The sequence below is a fragment of the Synechococcus sp. RC10A2 genome, assembly GCF_047502605.1.
Map to the genome: position 1 here is coordinate 91,080 of NZ_JANSHP010000019.1, position 7,403 is coordinate 98,482.

Annotated in this window: 7 protein-coding genes and 1 pseudogene; 1 reads left to right on the forward strand and 7 read right to left on the reverse strand. The window is 60.9% G+C overall.

The features are described 5' to 3' along the window. Positions 1-32 precede the first annotated feature (32 nt). From NW848_RS02040 to NW848_RS02070, 7 genes are all read right to left on the reverse strand, one after another. Positions 33-1,328, reverse strand: a complete 1,296-nt coding sequence (locus tag NW848_RS02040) for a class I SAM-dependent methyltransferase (RefSeq protein WP_414508706.1) — start codon at positions 1,326-1,328, stop codon at positions 33-35. 30 nt (positions 1,329-1,358) lie between these two features. After that, positions 1,359-2,441 (reverse strand): glycosyl transferase, encoded by a 1,083-nt coding sequence (locus NW848_RS02045; protein WP_414508707.1) that lies wholly within the window; start codon positions 2,439-2,441, stop codon positions 1,359-1,361. A gap of 4 nt (positions 2,442-2,445) precedes the next feature. Next, positions 2,446-3,339, reverse strand: a complete 894-nt coding sequence (locus NW848_RS02050) for a DMT family transporter (protein ID WP_414508708.1) — start codon at positions 3,337-3,339, stop codon at positions 2,446-2,448. Next, on the reverse strand, positions 3,339-3,686 hold the full coding sequence (locus NW848_RS02055) for a hypothetical protein (protein WP_099812476.1): 348 nt from the start codon (positions 3,684-3,686) through the stop codon (positions 3,339-3,341). The genes NW848_RS02050 and NW848_RS02055 overlap by 1 nt, the downstream gene beginning before the upstream one ends. 60 nt (positions 3,687-3,746) lie before the next feature. Further along, positions 3,747-4,034: a hypothetical protein gene (locus NW848_RS02060; protein WP_414403018.1), complete on the reverse strand. Its 288-nt coding sequence runs from the start codon at positions 4,032-4,034 to the stop codon at positions 3,747-3,749. A 95-nt stretch (positions 4,035-4,129) separates the two neighbouring features. Continuing rightward, positions 4,130-5,185, reverse strand: coding sequence for a leishmanolysin-related zinc metalloendopeptidase (locus tag NW848_RS02065; protein WP_414403017.1), 1,056 nt, complete (start codon positions 5,183-5,185; stop codon positions 4,130-4,132). Between the two features lie 534 nt (positions 5,186-5,719). Beyond that, complete coding sequence (locus NW848_RS02070; protein ID WP_041438812.1) at positions 5,720-6,193, reverse strand: hypothetical protein; 474 nt, start codon at positions 6,191-6,193, stop codon at positions 5,720-5,722. 676 nt (positions 6,194-6,869) lie between these two features. On the opposite strand from NW848_RS02070, the pseudogene NW848_RS02075 reads away from it, so the two are divergent. Continuing rightward, a pseudogene (locus tag NW848_RS02075) lies at positions 6,870-7,373 on the forward strand (phosphoketolase); the annotation flags it as partial. Positions 7,374-7,403: the final 30 nt, after the last annotated feature.

The window sequence follows — 7,403 nt, forward strand, 5'->3', positions numbered from 1 at the left end:
GCGCCCAAGGCGGGGCCCAGATTGCCGCCATTTCAAGCCCCTTCTGCGCCAAGAGAAGCTGGGCTGGGATCCAACATCACAAACAGAAACGACTCCAGCCCCGCCAGGTAGGTGAGCACCTGCTCCTGGGCCGCTTCCGGTTCTATCTGATGGGCTTGGGCCGCCTGCTCGATCAAGCTGGCCACCGCCACTGGCCCCTGCAAGAGGGATCCCAGCCAGGCCATCTGGGGAGCCGGAATGGCGAGGCGGCCGCGGCTGGCCCCCGGCCAGTTCATAGTAAACTCCAGCTTCTTTTCGTAGGCCTGGGCGAAGTTGCGGCGAAATTCGGCATTGTCCATCAGGATGGGGTTGAGCTGCACCCTGCCCTCCAGCCAGTCGGCGTCGCTCCAGGGCAAGACCAGGGAAGAGCCAGGGTGCTCCGCCCAAAAGTCGATGAGGCGGTGGTTGGGGCAGATCAGCTCGTAGAGGTGGTTTTGCTCGGCGGGAGAGAGCTTGTCCAGCTCCGCCTCTAGCCAAGCCGGCATGGCTCTGTCTTTGAACAGCAGCGCTGGATCCCAGTCGGCGTAGTCCACAAGGCAAACCAAGCCCAGCTCTGCCTCTTGGAGCATGCGCATTAGGTCTGGGATCAGAAATCCCTTGTCCCCAGGCAAGAGGTAGTTGGCCCGGATGGCGGCGTCGTCGCTGTAGATCTTGGGATCCCAGTGCAGGGCAGCCCGCAGCTCGTCGGAGGCCAGGCTGGCCATAAACTCCCGCACCCGCCGGCAAGCTTCGGGGGTGGGCAGCTCAAACAGGCCCAGCAGCTGGAACGCCTCCTGCATGCGGAAGATCACCTCCCGCTGGTAGGCGTGGTGTAGGTTGGCCCGCAGGATCCCGTTTGGCTTGAGCACTCGCTTGAGGGCCTTTAGCCCAGCCACCGGGTCGTCCAGCAAATAGAGCACATCGTTAAGGCTGATAAAGTCAAACTGCAACCCGAGCCGTTCGACCTCCAACAAGTCTAGGGCGTAGAGCTCCACCTCCCCGAACCCGTGGTAGCGCAGGCGCCGCTCGGCTGCTCGCACTGACTCTGGCGCCAGATCACAGGCCACCAGCCGCGCCCCTGGATTGGCCTCCGCCAAGAGCAAGGTCTCCCAGCCAGAGCCACAGCCGACATTGAGGATGGTGATCCCCTCGCTGGGCAGGATGGCGCGGGTACGGGCGTATTGGGCCGTCGTCCAGCTCAGGCGGTACAGGCTGTCGATGGCGTTGCGGCCTGACGTCTCGAGGGGCACGTTGGGATAGGGCAGTTCCTCGTAGAGTTGCCGCAAAGACTCAGTCGTGCTGCCGGCCATGGGATCCGCTCCAAGAAGCTGCTCCCTATGCTACTGCCTCAGGAAGGCCGCGATGGCAGCGGCAATGGCCTCATTGCCCCCCCGATCCAACTTCTCCGACGCCTGGGGTGGGTAGGGGGGATCCCGCAGGAAGTCCCAGGATCCCGCAAAGAACTCTTCCGGCGAGAGGATGCGGTGCCATCCGTAGCGCCGCAATCCCTCCACCAACAGGGGCGACTCGGCAAACCCAAAGCGGTTGACACAGGCCATGGGCGTGCCACAGCGCAGTGCCTCTGCCAAGGTGCCATAGCCCGGCTTGGACACCACCCAGCGGCAGAGGGGCATCACATCCACTGGCCGCCACACTTGACCGTCTAGGACTCGCAGGTTGGGCAAGGCAGGAGCCTGCTGGTCAAAGGTGAGAAACTGCCAGTCGGGAAAATCCTCCAGCCGCCCGTAGGGCAAGCCCTGCAGCCCCAGCCCGCCAAAGGTCAACAAAACCGTGGGTCGCTCTCGCTCTAGCCCCAGGCGCTGGGCCACCTCCTCTCCTGAGTAGCGCGGATCCGACCCCGTCAGCCCTACTGCCTCTTGGCAGGGAAAGGCGCCCATGGGCTCGGCAAAGGGCAGGCGAAACAGCCGCTGGCACCGCCCGTACAGCTCGCGGATCCAGGCCACCAAGGGCTGAAACTGGGGGCCGTAGTCTTGGTAGATAAAATCCCAGCCGAAGTTGCTGGCCATCCAGCAGGGGATCCCGGCGGCCTCGGCAATGGCGGTGGCGATGGGGGGCACATCCGCCAGGATCAACGGCACCCCCTGGCTGCGAATGAACTCGGCCTCCTCCCGGATGAGGTCGGCAGCCCCCGCTTGAAACGCCTTGAGAGCAGCCAGCGTGGCCGGCAGATCCGCCTGCAAGCCATCCGGCTGCACCACCCCCACATCCAAACCCCGCGGCCGGTGCACAAACTCCCCTTCCCCGTAGCGCTGCAGCAGCCAGGCGGGGGCCGGCGTCACCCAAATGGGCAGGATCTGCGCATCCTGCCGCCGCAAAGTGTTCACCACCGCCGCCAGCCGGGTGACGTGCCCAAACCCGTGGGCCGTTGCCGCTACATAGAGAGGAATGGGATTCACCGCCATAGCCTTAAGAAAGAACAGGCTGAGGTTTTTCCCGCCGGGATCCCCAGAGGTTGCCGGCCAAGATAAGTCCCAGGCCCAGCACCGATCCCGGCGCGATCGGCTCCCGCAACAGCACCCCAATCAGCCCCAGCGACAAGAATGGCGTTACATAGACCCAATTGGCCAGGGATCCGCGCTCGTGGGCCAGCTCCAGGGCCCGCAGCCAAAACACAAAAGTCAACCCCATCTCCGCCAGACCAATGTAAGCCGCCCAACCCAGCCCCGCAACTGTCCAAGAGACCTCCTGAAACGGCAGCAGTAGCAGGCCATAGAGGCTGCCGAAGAGAAACCCCATAAACAGCTTCAGCACCGCATCTCGCCCATCCCGCACATTGAGCAGCCAGTAGAGCGCCCAGATTCCAGAGCTGCCCACCGCCAGCAGGACCCCCCAGGGATCCCCCGCCTGCAAGGTGCCCCAGGATCCCCCCGTAGCCACCAGCACCACCCCCAGCAGGCTCACCCCCAAGGCCAACACCAGCCGCCAGCGAAAGCGCTCTCCCAACAGCGGCACCGCCAAAAGAGCCAGCACCAGCGGCCAGGTGTAATTCAAAGCCAGCGCCGCCTGGGCCGAGAGGCGATCATAGGCCTGGAACAGCACCCCGTAGTAGCCAAGCGGGTTAAGTAGCCCCTGCAGCGCCGACAAGGCAATCTGGGATCGCTTCTGCTGGCGGACAAGATGCGCCCGCCCTGTAGCCACCAGAACCATCCCCAAGATCAGGCAGGAGCTGCACGCGGAAAAAATTAGCAAAAGCGTTGGCGCAAGGTGTTGCAGGCCAAACTTAAAGGCGCTGGCCGCCGTGGCCCAGCCCAAGATAGCTGCCGCCAGGTAGGCATAAGCCCGCCAGGGATCCCTGCCCATCAAAAGCGGTCCAGATCCCTGTCGTCCGCCTTTGGCCTAGCTCCGGTGGAAAGGCCCAGCCGCGGTGCCACCACCCAGGCGTAGAGCAGATAGCCCAGCCCCGCCACCACTGCCCACCTGAGAACGGTGCCGAAAACCCGGAAGAACAGCCCGACCAGAAGAATACAGCCCAGAATGGCGAAGACCGTCACCAGTGGACGCCCCCAAGTCTCAACCCAAGCTCGGACGGCACTTTTCCCCTGAGACGCAACGGATGTTCCTGGATCCCCAGAGGCCGCCGCCGCTTGCTCCAGTTCACGCTCAAGCTGTTTCAGCCGTTCTTGTTCTGAGAAAGAGAGATCGGACATAGAGAGCAGTCTCCAGCGGTGTCACCTCCATCTTACGAGCTGCTCCCGAAGATGGGCAGACTAAGCCCGCGCCGAAGGGATCTCCTGAACCATAGCCCGGAACACATCCAAAGCCGGCCCAGGGCGACGGTTAGGACGCGGAGCCGGGATCTCGTTGGGCACAAACGGCTTCTCAACCACCACCTTGGGCTTGGCAGGCGTAGCCGTTGCCGCAGGGCTAGAGGACTGGGTTGGAGCGGATTGGGCAGGCGCCGGACGAAAAGGGCCGGTAACAAAATCCACGAGGCCGCCGAAGAGAATGCCAAAGAAGGAAAAAAGACCGCCGAACAGCTTTTTGAGGATGCCCATATAAGAGTTTGCCGATGTCGTAAAGTTCTGCAACTGGCCATTCATTATTGTTAAGAACGGGCAGCTTGGCTATAGGTAGATATGCTTTTTTCGACTCAGGGATCCCATACCTGCCTGCCGGTGGCATCAAACCGCCGCAGCGGCAGGGCCAACTCCAGCTCCTGCAGCTCCAGCGGCTCCGAGAAGCGCCGGCTGCGCCCCAGCTCAAAGCCATCCGCTGCCGCCGGATTCACCGCGTAGCCGATATCCGCCATGGCTCCCACCGTGAGGATGCTCAAGGGGTTGGGCACCCCCCGGTCGAGGCGGCTGGTCATCAGCTCGCGGCCCAAGACGCTCTCCCGCCAATGGGCATCGCGGGATCCCTCCCCAAACTGATTCTCTAAAGGAACAGAAGGGGCGTTCCCCCCCAATGTGATAAAAGCGTCAACTGCCCGCGGGCCGATAAAGCGGGGGTCATAGCCCGGCGGCGTCGGCTGATCCCGCCTCACCAACCCTACCGTCAGCCCCTTGGGATCCCAGACGCTGGGCAAAAAGCCAAGCGCATGGCCCAACTCGTGCAGGGCAGTAATGGGCAGATCCCCCCGCTCTTCCAAAGCCGAGAGGTTTTGGCTGTTGAAGAGCACAATTGAATAGAACGGCAAGCCATTCGAGGCCCGCACAAAGCAAGGAGCCGCCCCCCCCAAAACCCGCTCGTTGCCTAGGTCTCTCGCCCTCACCTCTACCAACAGATCGTCAATGGGGAAATTGAGCGGCGTGCTGGGAAATCCCTGATTGCATGCGTCGGCCTGAATAGAGGTGGGGGGCAAATCTGGCTGGTCCCCGACAATGATCTGCTGCCATCTCAAGGCCGCGCTGCGGACAATGGCTTGCTGACTGGGAGTGAGGCTGTTGTCGGGAAAGCGAAGGTCGATCGTGAACTGGGGAACAGAGGTAGGCGTCAGCGAAGGCAGAACAGTCGGGGTAGGGGTGAGGACGACAGCTGGAGTAGAGGTGGGAACGATGGTTGGAATGGGAGTAGGAATGACACTTACCGAAGAGGAACCACCACTTCCCCCGCAAGCCTTGAGCGCCAGCAGCAAGAGCATCGCCACCAGGGATCCGATCGGGCGCAAGCTCCACGTTCTGCCGCCAAGCTTCCGAAAATCCTTCACACTGCCTCCCAACCCAAAAGCCCCACAGCCCAGACAGATCATACCGGTTGCCTCCATTTGCCGAGCAGGATTGGCCCTGGGCTCTGCCACCCATACCCATTCTCAATGGGCGATGTCTAGGAGGCTGGGGAAACCTCTGTGGATCCTCATGAACAAAAACTGGGGCCTGAATGACACAGCAAGGATAGCTTGGTAGCCCCGTATTTTAGTGCGGCGAGGAAAAGCCCGTAAGCAAGTTGCTCGCCAATGGTGTGATTGTTGATGAGGCGTGCCCTTCCTAGGCAAGCACCCAAAACGGTGAAAAACCCGAGTAGGGGCAAGCGCCCAGGAGATGTCTCAGCTAACTTGCTAAGTAGGCAGAACTTTGGGGCTTTGCCCCAAGGAACTGTCTAGAAGCGTCTTGACAGCCCCCTTGCGAGTCCGTTCCTGGACTGCGTAAGAATCCCCTGCCTTTAGGCAGTGGGAGTGTGAATAATAACAGTCACCTCAAGAGTGAGCGAAGATGGGCCTGGCGGCACGTTTTTTTGAGCCCTTTCAATCCAGCAGGTCGGAAGAACCGTCTTCCTCTTCTAGGCTCCAACCCGCCCCCAAAGCGTCCGCTGCTGCCGCCCGCAACGCCTGAGTGTCCGCCCACAACTGCGCAGGATCCGATAGCGGATCCGACAAAGGCACCAAACGCAAGATGCGGCTCTCTTGAACCAGATCGATCACCACACTGGGCCGTTCCCCCTCCAGGCCTGCCACCTCCGAGGGGGAGGGATCCCGCAAGCAGGCGTAGTCAAAGCTGTTTAGGTTGAGATAAAGGCTGCGATTGGCCACCAAGGTAGCCGCCGTTGCATCCTGAAACACCTCCATCACATAGCCCTCCCCCTGCTTTCGTACCCGACCATCGACAATATCGAAGTAGCGAACCCGCCCCAGATCCGCCAGAAGACGGTAAATATCCCGCTTATTAACCAAAATTCCGCTATCTACGATACAGGGGGCACAAGGACGAGTGTCTGTCATGGAGCAGTCGGTCTTGGGGAGCAAGCGGATCGACAACAGGCAAGAAGCAATTAGAAGTAATGCTCAACAACAGCTAGCAACCATCGCAAATCCTCTAGAAAATAGCAACCCCCCACAAGTCTAAGACTTGGGCAAACAAAACCAGAGAACCTCAGGCAATCAAGACGAGAAAAAGTCAACAGCCCTACAAACTTAAGCCATTGCAGTACAGCCCTTTGCTTTGCTCCAAAAAGCCTCTAGCCTGCTTCTCGGAAAGGCTCAGTTCTGGCCTCCCTCGAATGTACCACAGCTTTCCAAAAAGGGGCACCGATCCCTCCCAGGTAAAGGACAAGGGAAACTGGTCAATAGCCAGCAGATTTTCATCTGTATATTGTGGGAAAATAGGTGATTAAAGGGTTTGAGACACTAGATATTGTAGGTAAGGGTGAGGACGGGCCATCGCGACCGAACCTCTGCCCTAGGATGGATCTTGGCTACCCTTTTGATTTACTTGTCCAGATCGTCTGTCATCGATGACGAAAGCTTGCCAACAGCCTGTTGGGCCGCACCACCCACCGCTTGACCAACTTGGGGGCCGAGAGGGGTAGCCTCAGTTAGACGAGTTCTGCTTAGAACATCCAAGAGGCTCTATTAGGTTTAAAGTGAGGAGTAACCCGACAAAGAGTGAGGCTCGACCATGACGCTGGCTCAGGAGGCAACCGCCCAAATCCCCGCCTTTTGCGAAGGGATCCGCTACTTTGGCGATCCCTGGCCGGAATTCGACCGCCTGGGTCAGGAGCCTGCAGTGGATGCTGCCACCGGCAAGCTGCGGGATCCGGGCAGTCGCATGGCCGCCTACCAAACCCTGCTCTATGCCGATGCGCTGCGCTATCTCACGCTGCAGATGACCGCCAGCAAAGCCTCGGGCCACCCGGGCGGCTTTGCCAGCCAAGCGGAAGCCTACGCCGCTTTGGTGTACTTGGGCCAAAAGAACATCCCTACCGAAGTGGGCCACCACGCGCCCGGATTCTATGCCGCCATGTTCTTGGATGGATCCCTATCAGAAATGGGCATCCACACCGTCGCCGACTTGCAGGCCCGCTTTCGGGAACGAGAAGGGCTGCTGGGGCACCTGTCGGGCTACATCCCCGGCCGGGGGGCGCCCCCCCGGCCGCGGGGGGCCGGGGCGCCCCTGTCAATGTGAGACCCGCGGCGTTTGCCACCCCCCCGC